Source organism: Caballeronia ptereochthonis, from assembly GCF_001545075.1.
In the GTDB taxonomy this organism is placed as follows: domain Bacteria; phylum Pseudomonadota; class Gammaproteobacteria; order Burkholderiales; family Burkholderiaceae; genus Caballeronia; species Caballeronia ptereochthonis.
In genome coordinates, this window is sequence record NZ_FCOB02000041.1 from 26,130 (window position 1) to 41,516 (window position 15,387).

At 68.2% G+C, this 15,387-nt stretch carries 13 protein-coding genes; all 13 read left to right on the forward strand.

Going from position 1 to position 15,387, the window contains the following annotated elements:
- Positions 1–34: 34 nt before the first annotated feature.
- The 13 genes from AWB83_RS30900 to AWB83_RS30960 all read left to right on the forward strand — a co-directional run bounded on the left by AWB83_RS30900 (position 35) and on the right by AWB83_RS30960 (position 15,358).
- On the forward strand, positions 35–475 hold the full coding sequence (locus AWB83_RS30900) for a phage tail protein (protein ID WP_087049428.1): 441 nt from the start codon (positions 35–37) through the stop codon (positions 473–475).
- Between the two features lie 55 nt (positions 476–530).
- Complete coding sequence (locus tag AWB83_RS30905) at positions 531–932, forward strand: hypothetical protein (RefSeq protein ID WP_244197940.1); 402 nt, start codon at positions 531–533, stop codon at positions 930–932.
- Positions 929–1,120 (forward strand): DUF6760 family protein, encoded by a 192-nt coding sequence (locus AWB83_RS30910; RefSeq protein ID WP_087049429.1) that lies wholly within the window; start codon positions 929–931, stop codon positions 1,118–1,120. The genes AWB83_RS30905 and AWB83_RS30910 overlap by 4 nt, the downstream gene beginning before the upstream one ends.
- 28 nt (positions 1,121–1,148) lie before the next feature.
- Positions 1,149–1,571 carry a contractile injection system inner tube protein gene (locus tag AWB83_RS30915; protein ID WP_087049430.1) on the forward strand — a complete coding sequence of 141 codons (423 nt, stop codon included), beginning with the start codon at positions 1,149–1,151 and terminating at the stop codon, positions 1,569–1,571.
- 707 nt (positions 1,572–2,278) lie between these two features.
- Positions 2,279–2,581 (forward strand): hypothetical protein, encoded by a 303-nt coding sequence (locus tag AWB83_RS36870; protein ID WP_167389182.1) that lies wholly within the window; start codon positions 2,279–2,281, stop codon positions 2,579–2,581.
- A gap of 32 nt (positions 2,582–2,613) precedes the next feature.
- Positions 2,614–3,303 (forward strand): CIS tube protein, encoded by a 690-nt coding sequence (locus AWB83_RS30925; protein ID WP_244197942.1) that lies wholly within the window; start codon positions 2,614–2,616, stop codon positions 3,301–3,303.
- The gene (locus AWB83_RS30930; protein WP_087049432.1) at positions 3,278–4,378 is read left to right on the forward strand and encodes a phage late control D family protein; all 1,101 of its coding nucleotides are present in this window, start codon (positions 3,278–3,280) and stop codon (positions 4,376–4,378) included. The genes AWB83_RS30925 and AWB83_RS30930 overlap by 26 nt, the downstream gene beginning before the upstream one ends.
- Positions 4,375–5,016: a phage baseplate assembly protein V gene (locus tag AWB83_RS30935; protein ID WP_087049433.1), complete on the forward strand. Its 642-nt coding sequence runs from the start codon at positions 4,375–4,377 to the stop codon at positions 5,014–5,016. Before AWB83_RS30930 ends, AWB83_RS30935 begins: the two co-directional genes overlap by 4 nt.
- 39 nt (positions 5,017–5,055) lie before the next feature.
- A complete protein-coding gene (locus tag AWB83_RS30940) occupies positions 5,056–5,352 on the forward strand; it encodes a PAAR domain-containing protein (RefSeq protein ID WP_087049434.1) in 297 nt (98 codons plus the stop codon).
- A 7-nt stretch (positions 5,353–5,359) separates the two neighbouring features.
- Positions 5,360–5,770, forward strand: a complete 411-nt coding sequence (locus AWB83_RS30945) for a gp25 family contractile injection system sheath assembly initiator (protein WP_087049435.1) — start codon at positions 5,360–5,362, stop codon at positions 5,768–5,770.
- On the forward strand, positions 5,767–11,115 hold the full coding sequence (locus AWB83_RS30950; protein WP_087049436.1) for a baseplate J/gp47 family protein: 5,349 nt from the start codon (positions 5,767–5,769) through the stop codon (positions 11,113–11,115). Before AWB83_RS30945 ends, AWB83_RS30950 begins: the two co-directional genes overlap by 4 nt.
- The gene (locus AWB83_RS30955; RefSeq protein ID WP_087049437.1) at positions 11,112–13,115 is read left to right on the forward strand and encodes a putative baseplate assembly protein; all 2,004 of its coding nucleotides are present in this window, start codon (positions 11,112–11,114) and stop codon (positions 13,113–13,115) included. Before AWB83_RS30950 ends, AWB83_RS30955 begins: the two co-directional genes overlap by 4 nt.
- Positions 13,112–15,358: a phage tail protein gene (locus tag AWB83_RS30960; RefSeq protein ID WP_087049438.1), complete on the forward strand. Its 2,247-nt coding sequence runs from the start codon at positions 13,112–13,114 to the stop codon at positions 15,356–15,358. The genes AWB83_RS30955 and AWB83_RS30960 overlap by 4 nt, the downstream gene beginning before the upstream one ends.
- The last annotated feature ends 29 nt before the right edge of the window (positions 15,359–15,387 follow it).

Consider the following 15,387-nt stretch of genomic DNA (forward strand, 5'->3'; position numbering starts at 1 on the left):
TTCGCACTGATCCGCGGGCAAGGAGCACACCGAAATGGCACGCAAAGACCCTTTACGCAATTTCCGCTTCCGGCTGGAGATCGACGGCATCCAGCAGGCCGGCTTCAGCGAGGTGACCGTCGCCGACACGACGACCGATGCGATCGACTATCGCGAAGGCAACGAGCCGCCGCACTTTCGCAAGCTCTCGGGACTGACCAAGTATGCGAACGTCACGCTCAAATGGGGCGTGACGGATTCGACAGAACTCTACAAATGGCATGCCGACACCGTCACGCAAGGCAGCGCCGGCACGAACATCCGCAAGAAGGTCACCGTGGTCGTGATCGACGAGGGTGGCAGCGACAAGGCCCGCTTCGTCATCGCTCAGGCGTGGCCGATCAAGTACACGCCCGGCGCGCTGACCGGCAAGGGCAACGACGTGATGATCGAAACACTCGAGCTGGCCAACGAGGGCATCGAGCGCGTTGCCTGACGGGCGACCACGTGCCCGGCCCGGGAATGGCGGCGTGCATCGGAGGAGAACGAACATGAATCAGGCATTGCCGGCGCGTTTTCTCACGGAGTCCGAGTTCGTGCTGCCGCGCGGCTACATCGATGCGGCGGGCGTGCTGCATCGGCACGGTGCGATGCGGCTCGCCACGGCGGGCGACGAGATCCTGCCGCTACGCGATCCGCGCGTGCAGCAGAACGCGGCGTATCTCGCAGTAATCGTGTTGTCGCGCGTGATCGTGCGGCTCGGGTCCATGCAGGATATCGACGTGAAGGTGATCGAAGGACTGTTCGCGGCGGATTTCGATTATCTGCAGCGCCTCTACGAACGTTTCAACGCGGGTGAGGAAGAGAGCGCGCCGCGCGAGCGCGACGACGTTGCGGACGACGACGCGGGATCGGCACTCAGGCAGGAGAGGCGCGCGCTGGGGGAGGTTTGAAGGTCTATCCGAGTGAGCGTCTTTACGAGGAGATGGCCTTCATCGCCATGCATTTTCACTGGGGGCGCGCCGAGCTGATGTCGCTCGATCATCTCGAGCGGCGGCGCTGGTGCGAGGAGATTTCGGCGCAAAACCGGCGGCTGGACGAAGCGGCGATAAATGCGCCAGACAATCCGTTCGACGTGTAGCCGGACGGATTCGACGGGAGCGCGAGGGATGAACGGTAGGGATCCATATCAGGGCTTTCGGTATGTCGTCGAGATCGAAGGTCTCACGGTCGGCGGCTTCAGCCGCGTGAAAGGCCTGACCCGCGAGGTAAAGGTCGAGGCGTACAGGGAGGGCGGCGTGAACGACTTCGAGTACAAGCTGGCCTCGCTGTGCAGCTTCGGTGCGCTCACGCTCGAACACGGTCTCGCCGACTTGACGCTGTGGCAATGGAACGATGCTGTCGTGAACGGCGACGTGCGTCGCCGCAAGATCACGATCGCGCTGCAGGACGGAGCGGGCAATGAAGTGTGGCGTGTGCATGCCGACGATGCATTCCCCGTCAAGTGGACGCTTACGGACTTCGATGCCGCCAACTCGCAGGTGATCATCGAGAGTGTCGAATTCGTTCATCACGGTCTGAGGCGCTCATGAAAACGGCCTATATCTCGCGCCGGTTGTGCGGTACCCCCGGCCATGTGCATGAGGCGGCGAGCTGGCGCCGTCTCGCGCTACGTTTTCGGGCGGATCGGCGCGGCCGTCATCTGCGCGCAGCGGTGGTCGTCCACCGGGATTCGCGCGTATTCCTGACGATCCGGCCCATGACCTGGCTCGCTGTGCGGCGGATCCACGATGCGCCGAATATGACGCGTGAGCACGACCAGGCGGGCTCGACGTCGGTCCGTGCGCGGGTGTCGCATCCCGCGAAGCATGCGAACGATGTCGTGCGCGCAGGCGCCTCGCGGCCGGCGCCGGCGGCCATGCCGTTGCTTGCCGTGAACAGACTCCGTCGCGATGCTCGGCGCGAACCGGCGCTGCCCGTCGGCGGGGCGGCTGCGGCGACCTCGCTTCCGATGGCGCAATCCACGTCGACTGCGTGGCACGTACGCATTCGCCAGAACGACTCCGATTCGGCACGCGCTCGGACGATCCGCGCTCCCGATGCGCCACGCGGCGCGATCACATCGCCGCGGCCGTATCACGCCGCTGCGACACCGGTCTCGCGGGCCGGTGGTGCGTCCGCACGCGCGCCGGTTCCGGGCGCCGCAGCGTCGGCATCCACGTCTGCGTTCGCGCCGTTGGATCGCGCCTCGCCGCGATCCGTAACACGGCTCACGACACCGCACGACACGCGCATTCACTTGGCTTCGCCGTCTGCTCGCGCCGTCCGCGTGACGGTCGCGCCGGCTGCGGAGCTCGTCTGGGCGAGATCCCCGCGCCCCGCGCGCGCGGTCGATGCAACACGGCCCGTATCGCTGGACGAACGCCCGGCGCACGCGCCGCCCGCGCGCGCCCCGGCGCTTCAGGCCGAGATCGTCTCGCACGCCTGCGAAGTCGTGCGTCGCGAAATGCTGAGCGGCGCCGTGGTCGAGCGTCTCGCGGAGGACGTGATCCGGCGCATCGACCGGCGCTCGCGCATCGAACGCGAGCGGCGCGGACTCTGAAGCCTTTCTCACGGATATCGAAGGAGCGCATCGTGGCAAAGCTCGAGAAGGCGAAGATCACCGTGCTGGCGGGCAGCAAGAATGGGCAAGTATTCGAAGTGCTGTTCAATCCGACCGAGTACAGCTTCGACCGCTCCAACACCTACAAGGCGACCGCCGTGCCCGGCCTCGGCAGCCCGTTGCTGCAGTTCGTGAACGGCGAGGCCGATCAGCTGAGCATGGAACTGTTCCTCGACGACTACACCGATCCGTCGGGCCGTCAGCCGGCGACGACGCAGCGCTCTGTCGAGGATCGTCTCAAGGACCTGGGCGGCCTGCTAAATATCGATCGCGATCTGCATGCGCCGCCGCCCGTGCGCTTTTCATGGGGACCGCTCGAATTCACCGGCGTCATCGAAAAGCTCGGGCGCAAGGTCAGCCTGTTCCAGCCGGACGGATCGCCCGCGCGCGCTCGATTGTCGGTGACCTTCAAGGAATACCGTACGCTGCAGGAACAGCTCACGTCGCCGCGGCGCGAGTCGGCCGACAAGAGCAAGCGCCGTGTGGTGGTCGGCCCGCAGGCGCTCTGGGCGATCGCCGCGCAGGAGTACGGCGATGCGGCGCAATGGCGGCGGATCGCCGACGGCAACGATCTCGACGACCCTCGCGACATCCGCCCGGGTCAATGGCTGATTCTTCCGCCTCAGGACAGCAACGATGGAACTGGCGCAAGTCTCTCGTAACAGCGGCGGGTTCTATGTGCCCGCATTCGCGGTGCGCGTGGCGCGCCGCGATCTGATGCGCGAGCTTCTGATTCCCGTGAGTCAGGTCGAGGTCGACCTCGTGCTGAGCGCGGCCGGGCGCTTCTCGTTCACGGTGGTCAACGTGTACGACATCGACCGGCATGCGTTCGTCTCGGGGCTCGGCCAGCCGGTGCTCGATGTGCTCGCGTTCGGCGCGGCAGTCGAGATCCGCATCGGTTATGGCGACGTCAGCGCGCTCGACACGATCATGACCGGCGTGATCACCGAAGTCGGCACGAACTTCCCGGAAGGCGGGCTGCCCGAGTTGAGCGTGGCGGGTTACGACCGCGGCTTTCCGCTCACGGTCGGCAAGAACTCGCGCACCTGGGCGAACGCGAGCGACAGCGACGCCGTGGCGGAAATCGCGCGCTTCCATCATCTCGACGGCGAGATCGAGAGCACGCGGGAAAAGCATGCGCAGATCGAGCAGAACCAGGAAACCGACATCGATTTCATCAAGAAGCTGGCGGAGCGCAATCACTTCGAGTTCTACGTGCGCAAGGACACGCTGCACTTCAGCAAGCCGAAGGACAAGGGCGACGGCGTCGTCACGCTGAAATGGGGCGAAGGATTGCTGAGCTTCAAGCCGGAGGCGAATCTGGCGGGGCAGGTAAGCGGCGTGGAAGTCTATGGCTGGGACACGAACTCCAAGCGTCTCATCAAGGGCGTGGCGCGAGCCGGCGACGAGTCGGGCCGCGAGCCGGGGCGCCAAAGCGCCGCCGATCTCCTGCGCGGGCCCAAGACGCAGTTGCCGATGCTGCGGCTGCGCCAGCCCGTCTTCACCAAGGCCGAGGCCGACGAACGGGCGAAGTCCGCGCTCAACGAAAGCGCGAAGCAGTTCCTCACCGGCGAGGCCGAGTCCATCGGGCTGCCGCAGATCCTGCCTGACGAGAGCGTGTCGCTGCTCAACCTCGGCATGCCGTTTTCCAAGACCTACTACGTGCAGCAGTCGGTGCACAAGGTCGATTCCAACGGATATCGCACGCGTTTCAAGGTCAAGGAGACGACGTTATGAGCGAACAGTACGCCGGGCCGCGCGAAACCAGTCTCGAAGCCGGCGGCTTCGTCAAGGGCGTGGCGCTCGCGCTCGTCGCGGACAACCACGATCCGGACGGCCTCGCGCGCATCAAGGTGAGCTACCCGTGGCACAGCCAGCCCACCGAAAGCTATTGGGCCCGCATCGCGGTGCCGATGGCGGGCAACGGGCGCGGCGCGGTGTTTCTGCCGGAAGTGGGCGACGAGGTGCTCGTCGTGTTCGAACGGGAGGACATGCGCTTTCCGTTCGTGCTGGGCGGGCTCTGGAACGGCAAGGACAAGCCGCCGGAATCTAACTCCAATGGACGCAACGATATCCGTGTGATCAAGACCCGCAAGGGCCACACACTGTTGTTCGACGACAGCGAGGGCAACGGCCGCGTCGAATTGCAGCTCGCCGACGGCAAGCGGCTCGCGATCGACGACAGCGGGCTCAAGCTCGACGACGGCTCCGGCAACGTACTGACGATCGACACGCGCGGTGGCGCGATGAGCCTGAAGGCCGGCCAGCGCATTTCGCTGCAAGCGCCGTCGATTTCACTAGAGGCGACGGGCAGTCTGTCGCTCAAGGCGAATGCATCGGTGGAAGTCAAAGGGATGCCGGTCAGCATCAATTGATGCATCGGCGTAGGGCGACATCGTTTCAAGGAGGCGGACATGGGACTTCCTGCTGCGCGGCTCGGCGACATGACGAGCCATGGCACGCCGCTCGGACCGGGGCCGGGATGCCCGACCGTGCTGATCGGGGGCAAGCCGGCGTGGCGTAGCGGCGGCGACGCGCACGCCTGCCCGCTCAGCGACGGACCCAAGCCGCATGTCGGCGGCAGCGTCGCGCTCGGCAGCACGAGCGTCGTGATCGGCGGCGCACCGGCCGCGCGGCAGGGCGACGCGGTCGTCGAGGCGAGCGCGCCGAACCTGATCGCGGCGGGTTGCCCGACCGTGCTCATAGGCTAGCTGCGCCATGACCGACAAACGCGAATTTCTCGGCCGCGGCTGGGCTTTTCCGGTGCAGCTGGACCCGGCCACGGGCACGGTCGCGATCGCCGAGTACGAGGAGGACATCCGCCAGGCGATCCGCGTCATTCTCGGCACTGCGCCGGGCGAGCGCGTGATGCGCGCGGATTTTGGTTGCGGCATCTACGACATGGTGTTCGAAGTGATCGACGCGGCGACGCTCACGCGCGTGAACAATCTGATCCAGCAATCGCTGACGCAATACGAGCCGCGTATCGAACTGCTGCGGGTGGACGTCGATCCGTATCAGGCGGCACAAGGCCGGCTCGACGTCTCGATTGACTATCGGGTGCGCAGCACCAATCAGGCCGGCAATCTCGTCTATCCGTTCTACTTTCGCGAGGGAGGGCAGACGTGAACCGCCCCGATCCGACCGTCGAAGCGCGCCGCGCGCCCGAGCTGTTCGCGCAGCTGGCGGCGCGCGCCCGGCTGTGGCTGCCCGGGTGGCAGCCGGTCGGCGCTGCGCCCGACTTCATCGAAGCGCTGCTGCGGATTGCGGCGAAGCTCGAATCCGAAGTCGCGGAACGGCTGGACCGGACGCCCGCCAAGGCGGCGCTCGGCTTGCTGGACTGGCTCGCGATCAGGCCGCAAGCGGGACTGGCGGCGCGGCTGCCGGTGGTTTTCGGCCTCTCGGACCGCGCGGTGAACGCGCTCCTGGCAGTCGCGCCGGTGCGCATCCAGGCGAACGCCGGTGATACGCCCGTCGCGTTCGAGACGCAGCAGGACGTGCAGCTCGTGCTGTCGCCGATCGTGCAGCTGGTCGGTGCGAATCTCGTCGACGACGTGTTCGATCTGCCGCCCGCGAGCGTGCTGAGCGTTGCTTCACCGGAGCCGGCACCCGCGGAATGGCTCCTGACGAGCGACGCGCCGGCCGGCTCGGCGCGCGTACAGCTTGCCCCGGCGCTGGGCTTGGGCGCGGGCATGGTCCTTCGCATCGGCGCGGCGCTGTACGTGGTGTCGGCGGATCCGACAGGCGATCTCGTTCCGCTTGATCCGCCGCTCGCAAGCGGCGCGGCAGCGGGCACTCAGGTGGTCGAAGTACGTGACTTCGCGCCGTTTGCGGCGACCGTACTGAACCGGCAGGTTCACGCCTTGTACATCGGCGACGACGATGCACTCAATCTCGAGACGGCCGCGACCATCACCGTCGACGCGGCCGGCTTGCCAAGCGATCTGGACTGGCGCTACTGGGGCAAGACGAGCGACGGCGATCCCGCCTGGCTGCCGCTCGCTGCCGAGCCGGCCGCGCCGGGCATCCTGCTGCGCAAAAGTTCGACCGCGCCGTTCGAACCGCTCGAGATCCACGGCGTGCAGACACGCTGGCTGCGCGCAACGGCGCCCGGCGGCGATCGCGAGCCCACGACGTTACAGAGCCTCGGACTGAAGATCGCGTCGGTTCCGCTGCCGTCCGCGCAGGACTCTGCAGCAACCGACGATCCCGGCGCCGCGAGCGCGGGCACGGGGTCGGACGGCTCGTCCGGCGTGGATGCCTCCTCCGACGTTGCCGCCGCGCCGAAACTCGAAGCCGTGGCGAACACGACTGCGATCGTGCTGAACGACAAGTTTTATCCATTCGGCCAGATCCCGCGGCAATTCGATGCGTTCTACGTCGCGTCACCGGAAGCGTTCTCGAAGTCCGGCGCGACCGTCACGATCGCGTTCCGGATGTCCGACGCTACCTCCGGGCCGAGCGTTCTCGTGCCGATGCGTGACGGCGGCTTCCGCGTGTTCGGCGTCGGCCGGGACGGCGCCTTGCATCAGTACGTGCTGTCACCTGGCGAGCCCCTGCGGCTGCGCTACCTCGGCCCCGCGCGGCCGGCGCTGAGCGGCGACGATGCGGGCGGCGCGGCGGCCAGCACGCCGCGCTTTCTCGGCGCGGACTGGCGCATGCCGCCCGCCGTCGCGTCGCAGGACGGGCGTCTGCTGATCGCGGTGTGGTCGGGCGCGGACGTGTGGGCCTGGACGCAGAGCATTGAGGAGCCCTCGCAGGGTCGCTGGTCCTATTGCGGCACGCTTCCCGGCAGCGCCGACGGTGCCCGCGTAAGGCAGCTCGTCGCCCTCGGCGGCGACGGATCGACGGAACTCGCGTTGCTTGCCGTCGCCGGCAAGGACAAGGAAGGCACCCTGTATGACAGCGTGCTGTCGTGGCAGGCGAACGAGGTGGCAGCGCCGGGAAAGGTAGAGTTGCGCGCTCCGTGGACGCGGATCGCGGCTGCTTCGCCTGCCGCTCGATGGCAACGCATCGCGCCGGTGCTCAGGGCATCGGCGGGTCCGTGGGGGGCGGCGCTGCGCGATGTCTTCTTCGCGCTGGACGCCGACGGGCATGTCGCGCTGTTCGGATCGAATGGAGACGAACGGACGTGGAAGCGACTTGAGCTTCCCGGCGAAGCGATCAGGGACAGGGCATGGTCGCCCGACTTCACGCCGCTCGCGGTCCTGTCCGGCGTGGAGGAGAGCGTCGCACCGCTGCACGGAACGCTCGAACTGGCCGGCGTACGCAAACGCGAAGAGAAGAGCAGCGATGACAAGCTGCTTTACTATTCCTGGCGCGACGCCACGATCTCGGGCGCGGATACGGTATTGAAGGACGAGCATTCCGTGGAGGATGTCGACCTTTCCGGCACGGTGGTCGGCGCCGGGCCCGCGCTGGCGCCGGCGCCAGATACGGGTCCGGCCGCCGCCTCGCGCTGGAGCGCGCTGCTGACGCTGAACCACGATCATGCGCGTTCGCTTGCGCGATGGCCCGCGGCGAGCGATTCGGTCGACAGGTTCGACGTGCCGTCGCAGATCGGCCTGCCGAACACCAGCCCGGCGGTGGCGGGCGCGCGTCTGATCGTTCCGGGTGCGAATCGCGACATCCTGATCGCGACCGTCAAGGACGGGGCGTCACAGCAGCTGAGCATCGCATCCGGCACGCTGTCCGATGCGTTCGTCACTACCGACGAGCTTGCAGAAAAAGATGTCCTCGAATTCGATGCTGGGCGCTGTGTGCGCGCGGATGCCGGGCGGCAGGTCGATTTCATGTCCGGCTCCTGGCTCTATCTGCCCGGCATTCCGCTCGATGGCGATCAAGCGAAGCATTACGTCGTCGATTCCGCCGACCTGACTTTCTCCGCACGTCGCAGGGTCCGGCAAGGCAAGGGCGTTCTATGGACGTCGGCTGCCTCGCCCGACGCATTTGAAACAGGCATGCGCCTGCTGCTGGAATGGAGCGCCGACGGGAAGCAGCGATTGCAGACCTGCATCATCGAGACCGTGAAGGCCGAATCCAGGAAAGCGAAGGCCGTGGTCATCGAGGTGGACGCCATCCCCGACGTGCCGAACCGGGATACCGAGATCACCTGCCTCGGCTACAGGAACGCTCCCCCCGAGATCGGGTTCGAGGTCCATCCGACCTTCGAACTGCCTCCGCAGAAGGAGGCGCAGCAACTGCTGACGAAGGGCCGCGTCATCCGGTTCGCAGCGCAGGACATCGCACCGCGCGAACAGACCGTCAGCGGGATTCTGCCGCCGCAGTCGCCCGCGCGTGTGGTGCTGTCCGACGCTTGGACGCAGCGCCCCGCGAGCGGCGCCGAGATGGCCTTTTCCGTGGATACGACCCTCGCCGACTGGCAGCCGTTTACGGGCGACGTATCCACCAACCCGGCGTTGTCGTGGGAATACTGGAACGGCGCGGGATGGTGGAAGCTCGATGCCGCGCGCAGTCTGCGCGACACAACCGGGAATCTCAAGACGTCGGGCACGCTGCAGTTCATGGTGCCCGACGACATGGCGCGGACCAATGTGATCGGCCGCGACAGCTACTGGATCCGCGCGCGGCTCGTGGGCGGGGACTACGGGCGCGAGCGCTACACCATCGTGACGACGCCGCCCGCCAACAGCGACGGCACTGCGCCGAGCGAGATGCAGACCCAGACCGCCGTGCTCGACACGGACGACATCCACGCGCCCATCGTCCTGCAGATGACGCTCGCTTATCAGCGCGACGAGTCGGTGCCGCCGCAGCATGTAATTTCCTTCGACAATGGTTCATGGCGCGATCAGAGCGAAGCGAACCGTTCCGGCGCTGCCGTCGTCGAGGCGTTCGTGTCGCTGCGGACACGGCTGGGTCGGTTTGATGGCACGGCATCCGGCAGCGCCGGCGCAAACTCGAATGTGACGGTGACTGCCGGGCCATGCTGTGCACCGTGCACGGCAGCAGCGCGCGCGGCATCCGGCGTCAGCGCGGCCGCAAGTACCACGACCGGCGTCTCGGCCACGCCGGGCACACCGGCGGACCGTGCGCTCTTTGTCGCATTCTCGAAGCCGCTAAGCGGCGGCCCCATCCGCTTGTTGTTACTTGTCGCGGACAGCGCAGAGGCGAGCGACGTTCCGCTTGTCGTCGAGGCACTGCGCAACAATCGCTTCGAACCGCTGATCATCGAGGACGGCACACGCGGCCTGCTCGAAAGCGGCGTGGTCACGCTGTCGCTCGACACGTCGCCCACGCTCACCGAACTGTTCGGCATGGCCGGTTACTGGCTGCGCGTGCGGCCGCGCGATGCCACCGCGGCCACCGCGTGGGCGCCGAGGCTGCTCGGCGCGTACATCAATGCAGTCTGGGCGCATGCGGCCGAGACGCAGGAGATGGAAGTGCTCGGATCATCGGACGGATCGCCGTCGCAGACCTTCGCGCTGTCGCGTCCGCCCGTGCTGAGCGGCACGCTCGAATTGCGGGTGCTGGAGCCGTTGGGCGACGAGGAAATGGACGCGCTGCGCGCACAGGGCGGCGAAGCGGCCGTACTCGACGACGTCTTCGCCATGCCGGGCCGCTGGGTGCGCTGGACCGAAGTCGACGATCCCGGTGACGCCGGACCCGACGAACGTGTCTTTGCGCTGGACTTCGCGTCCGGCGCAATCGTCTTCGGCGACGGCCTGCATGGCGCGATCCCGCCCGCCGGACGCGATGCGGTGGTGGCGTTCTCGTATCAGCGCGGCGGGGCGGCGGGCGGCAATGCGGTGCCGGCGTTCGGGCCGCTCGATCTCGTCACGCCGCTCGAAGGCGTCGAATCGGTCGTCGCGGTCGATGCCGGGGCGGGCGGCGCGGACCCCGAGAACGCCGCGACGCTGCGTCGCTTCGCGCCATCGCAGTTGCGCAATCGCGGGCGAGCGGTTACGCGGGCGGACCTCGAGGATCTCGCGCTCGGGTCGTCACCGGATATCGCGCAGGCGCGCGCGCTGAACAGCGCGCAGGGAATCAAACTCGTCGTCGCGATGCGCGGCCAGCAGCCGCTGCCGGACCGTGCGCAACGGCGCGCGCTCTCACGCTATCTCCTTTCGATGGCGAGCCCGCTGCTCGCACGTCCCGCTGCGTTGAACGTCATCGGCCCACGACTCGTTTCGTTTCGCGTCGTGCTCACCGTGCGCATCGACATGCTGGATGTCGCGGGTCGCGTGGCCGGCGTGGCGAGCGAACGCATGCGCGCGCTGTTCGATCCGGCGACCGGCGGCGCCGACGGATACGGCTGGCCGCTCGGCGCCGTGCCCGACGCGGACGATGTCGCGGCCGCGCTCGTCGATATCGACGGGCTGTCGGGTATCGCGACGATCGATTTCGAGCCGGACGGCGCGGGCGAGTTGCCGCCGGCGTTCGCGCCCGACCAGCTCGCGTGGCTCGTCGCCGACGGCGTGCAGGTCCATTTTCTCGATGCGGCGGCGACATGAACACCCTGCGCCCGGATCTCGACTCCATCGACTTCGACAAGCTGGTTGAACTCGGCCGGTCGCTGTTGCCCAAGTACGCGCCCGCGTGGACCGATCACAATCTGCACGATCCGGGCATCACGCTGATCGAGCTGCTCTCGTGGGTAGCGGATGCGCAGATCTATGCGCTCGCGCGCATGCGGTCGGACGAGCGCTGGGCTTACGGCGCGCTGGCCGGCGTGAGGCCACGTGGACCGATTCCGGCCAGAGGTTTCGTCTGGCCTCGGGCCATTGCGAATAGCGCGGCGGCGGATTCGCCTTTCGGCCCCGGCGTTCTGCTGGAGGCGCAGGCGCCCGTTAAGGCCGAGCGAGCGCAGATGCCGGCCTTCAGGATTCGCGATGCGGTGAATCTGACGGGCGCGCGGCTTAGCCGCATGGAATCGGTTCTCGCGAACGGCGTCAGGGTGGATCGGACGCGTGTCAACGAAGCCGGGCAGGCGGGCTTTTATCCGTTCGGAGAGACGCCCGCGCGCGGCGACCGCCTCGTGCTGAGCTTCACCGGGCCACTGCTCGCCCCGGACGTTCCCGGCACGCCGCCCCGCCGCGCGCGCGACGCGTGTCTCGCGCTCGGCGTGAACGTGCCCGTACCGGTCAATGCCGAGGTCTCTCAAACGCCGGACACCGACCACGCTCCGAACGGCCGGCACCGTCACGGGGACCTCGACGTGCGGCTTGCGGTCGGGCCGGCGCGCTATGAGTTGCCGGTTCGTCTGGACGGCACGGAAGGCTTTCTGCGCAGCGGCGTCATTTTGCTTGGGCTTGCCCAGGTGCCGGCGGCGTTGCCGGATGAGTTCGTCATCGAGATGACGAGTCGCGGGCACGGTTTCGCGGGCGCGCCGCGCATCCGTCAGATCGTGTTGAATGCACTGCCGATCGAGCAGTTGCGCACGGTTGAGGACACGCTTGCGGCGTGGAGCAATGGGCTGCCGACCCAGACTTACGAACTGAGTTCGGGCGGCGTCTGTTATTCGGCGGCACGACCGGCGCCTCGCGTCAGTCTCGTCACGGCGGGACGCGCGGCACGCTGGCACGCCGTGAACGATCTGTCGGAGGCCGGTCCTGCCGACGCCGTGTTCAGTTTCGATCCGCAAGGTGCGCGCGTGACCTTCGGCAATGGCGTCAACGGGAGGATTCCGGCACCGGGCGCTACGCTGCGCGTGGTCTACGACGTGTGCGACGGCGCGGCCGGCAACCTCGGCGCGGGCCTCGGCTGGCACGTGACCGGTGCGCCGGTGCAGAACGGAACGTCGGTCTACGGCAGCAATCCCGCGCCGATCGCGGGCGGCGCGGACGCGCTCGATCTCGACACGCTGCGCCGGCTCGCACGACGCTCGGTGCGCGACGCCCACCCGATCGTGACGACGGACGATCTCGAACAGGCGGTGCTCGCGCTCGAGGATCTGCGGGTGGCGCGCGCGCAGGAACTGCGGCCGTCTGCCGCCGCTTCGGCAGGAGTGCCGCGCTCCGAGGTCCGCACGCTGGTCGCCGTGCGGGCGCGCGCTGCCGGCGACGATCCTGCGCTCGCGTCGGAGAGCGAGGGCTGGCTCGACGCAATCCGGCGCCGGCTCGTGGGACGCATGCCGCTGGGCGAGCGCTTGAGGATCGTCGCACCCGACTATCGGACCTTGCACATACAGGCGTCGATGCGTGCTCGTCCGGGATATTCGACCGAACGGCTGGCTGCGCTGGCGCTCGATCTGCTCACCGCGTGGCTCGCGCCGGTCGCCGGCACGTCGGGCCGGTTCGATCCCTGGCCGCTGGGCCGTGCCGTCGAAGTACTGGACGTGCGGGCGCGTCTTCTCAGGATCGATGGCGTCGCGTCCGTCGTGAGTTGCGCGCTGCTCTGGGACGGCGATGCCACGCAACCCGTGCCGCCGGCCTCGCGCGCGTTCCTGCCGCTTTTCTCCGCCGCGTCGAGCGTCGTCACGGTCGAGGCTTCCGCTCCGGGAGCACGGCGATGAGCAGCCTCGACGATCTCCGGCAATACCGCTTTGCGACTGCCGCGCAGTGGGGCTCGGGATTGAGTTCGGGTCTCGGCGCTGGCCGCGCGGGTGGCCTCGTCGCGGACGGGCGGTCGGTGCTGTCGGGGCGTTTCATCGCGCAGGCAGGCGGCGCGGCCACGCCGGCTCTCGATGGCACCGGCGCGGGTATCTGGCGCACCGGCGACGGACGGCTCGCGTCGATGCGACCGGACGAAGCATTGCCCTGTGTCATCGCCGTCGACGGCGTACTGGCCGCGAGCCCCCGGCTCGTGATCGGCCGCGGCGCGATGTGGGCCTTCATGCCGGGTGCGAGCGAGCTGGTTCGCTTCGACGCGGCGTCGCTCATTGAAGAGGTCACGATCGCGGTGCCAGGCATCGCGATTGTCGATGTCGCCGGCGACGGGCGTGGCGGCGTCTGGGTGCTGGTCGACGAAAAGCGTGCCGATACCGCGCAGACGACCGCGGGCACGCCCGATACCGGCCCCGCCCTCATGCATGCCGATGCGCGCGGCCGTATCGTGCGCCGCGCTTCGCTCGCCGCCACGCTGACTCATGCACGCGGCATGGCGTGGCTGGCGGCCGCGCAACGCATCGTGATCCTGACCGGGGACGGCGGCACGCTCGCCTACGTCGATCCTCGAGCGCCGCAATCCTGTGCGCTTCTGCCGCTGGCGAGCGTGGTCGCGGGCTTCGTCGCGACGACGATAGGATCGGATCGACACGGTCGCGCGCTGATTGCCGGCGGCGTCGGCACGAACTCGGCCGACACGCTGCTGATCGTCGACGCTTCGGGTGCGCTCCTCGCCAGCGTCGGCCCGGACGACCTGTCGGCCCTCGCGAATGCTGGGCCGATGACAGGCCTCGCCGCGTCGGACGACAGTGTGCTCATTGCCGCCAGGCGCGGCGTCGTGTGGTTGAACGTCGGTGCCGCGGCCGCGCAGCGGAGCCCGGTCTCGGCGCCGGTCGTCGAAGCCGGCGCGGCAGGCGTTTTCCTCACGCCGACGCTGTTCTCGCCCGTCACGGCGACCTTGCGCGGCTGGCTGCGCGCCGAGCTCGAGATGGACTTGCCGCCGGGCGCTTCGGCGACCGTCACGCGCTTCTGTACCGACGATCCCGCCCTGCGCGACGCGCTCGATACGCTGCTTCGCGATCAGAGCCAGCTGTCGCAGGTTCGCATTGCGCGCTTCCAGGCGAGGTTCGCAGCCGGTGCAATACGCGCGTTTCGTTTCGATGCGCCCGACTCCGGTGCGAACGCCGCGCCGGGCACGGCGGCGCCGGCGACCCGTTCGTCGCTCGCCGTTCCGCTGTTCGGCGTGCCTGACCGGTGGCTCTGGGTGTGCGTCGAGCTGCATGGCGCGGCCGCGTTGCATGCGTTGCGCGTGCTGTATCCGGAAGTGTCGTTAATGGAGCAGCTTCCGGCCATTTACCGGGGCCGGCGGCTGGACCAGGATGTACCGGCGGCCAACGCCGCGGGCTTGTTCCGCTCGCTGGTCGGCGTGCTGGAGGCAATGACCCAGGAATTCGACCGGACGATCGCGCGATCGGGCGCGCGCGTCGCGCCGCTCAGCGCCGATATCGACTGGCTCGATTTCGTTGCCCGCTGGATCGACTTGCCGTGGAGCGATGCGTTGTCCATCGAGACGAAACGCGCGCTGCTGTCGCAAGCAGGCGCGCTGCTGACGCAGCGCGGCACGCGCGCGGGCCTCGTCTTGCTGTTCCGCTGTCTTCTGCCGCATGCACGTGTGACGATCGTCGACGTCGAGATCGATCTCGGCTTCGCGCGGCTGGGCGGCGTCGGCAGACCGGGTGCAGTGCTGCCCGCGCTGCTCACCGGGCTGCCGCCGGAGGCCAGCATGCCGGGACGGCACGCCCGCCTCGGCAACGCGCGCCTGTGCCGGCAGCCCGATACAACCGGCACCGCGCGCTTTCGCGGCTGGATCAGGATCGGGATCACTGCTTCTGCGAGCGATCGCGCGGCGCTTGAACCTCTGGCGACGGCGCTGGCCAATGCGATGACGCCGGCCGGCATGCGTGTGCGGATCGTCTGGAGAACCGTCGCCGACGATGCGCACGCACCGGGCAGCAATGTCCTGCTTCGTCTTGACGACGAGTCGGCGCGCCGGCTTGCAAGAGATGCGTGGCTCGGCCTGACGATACTCGACGCCGGCCATGCGGTGCGCTTGTCGGAGACCGGCCCGGACGCGGGTTTTCGTCTCGACTGACGGGAAGGGATGCGGCGCGTGAGGTCGCC

Excerpts from the sequence above, each read along its gene's own strand:
- AWB83_RS30900 (WP_087049428.1), top strand. The coding sequence starts at position 35 with ATGGCACGCAAAGACCCTTTACGCAATTTCCGCTTCCGGCTGGAGATC.
- AWB83_RS30905 (WP_244197940.1), top strand. The coding sequence starts at position 531 with ATGAATCAGGCATTGCCGGCGCGTTTTCTCACGGAGTCCGAGTTCGTG.
- AWB83_RS30915 (WP_087049430.1), top strand. The coding sequence starts at position 1,149 with ATGAACGGTAGGGATCCATATCAGGGCTTTCGGTATGTCGTCGAGATC.
- AWB83_RS30930 (WP_087049432.1), top strand. The coding sequence starts at position 3,278 with ATGGAACTGGCGCAAGTCTCTCGTAACAGCGGCGGGTTCTATGTGCCC.
- AWB83_RS30935 (WP_087049433.1), top strand. The coding sequence starts at position 4,375 with ATGAGCGAACAGTACGCCGGGCCGCGCGAAACCAGTCTCGAAGCCGGC.
- AWB83_RS30940 (WP_087049434.1), top strand. The coding sequence starts at position 5,056 with ATGGGACTTCCTGCTGCGCGGCTCGGCGACATGACGAGCCATGGCACG.
- AWB83_RS30945 (WP_087049435.1), top strand. The coding sequence starts at position 5,360 with ATGACCGACAAACGCGAATTTCTCGGCCGCGGCTGGGCTTTTCCGGTG.
- AWB83_RS30955 (WP_087049437.1), top strand. The coding sequence starts at position 11,112 with ATGAACACCCTGCGCCCGGATCTCGACTCCATCGACTTCGACAAGCTG.
- AWB83_RS30960 (WP_087049438.1), top strand. The coding sequence starts at position 13,112 with ATGAGCAGCCTCGACGATCTCCGGCAATACCGCTTTGCGACTGCCGCG.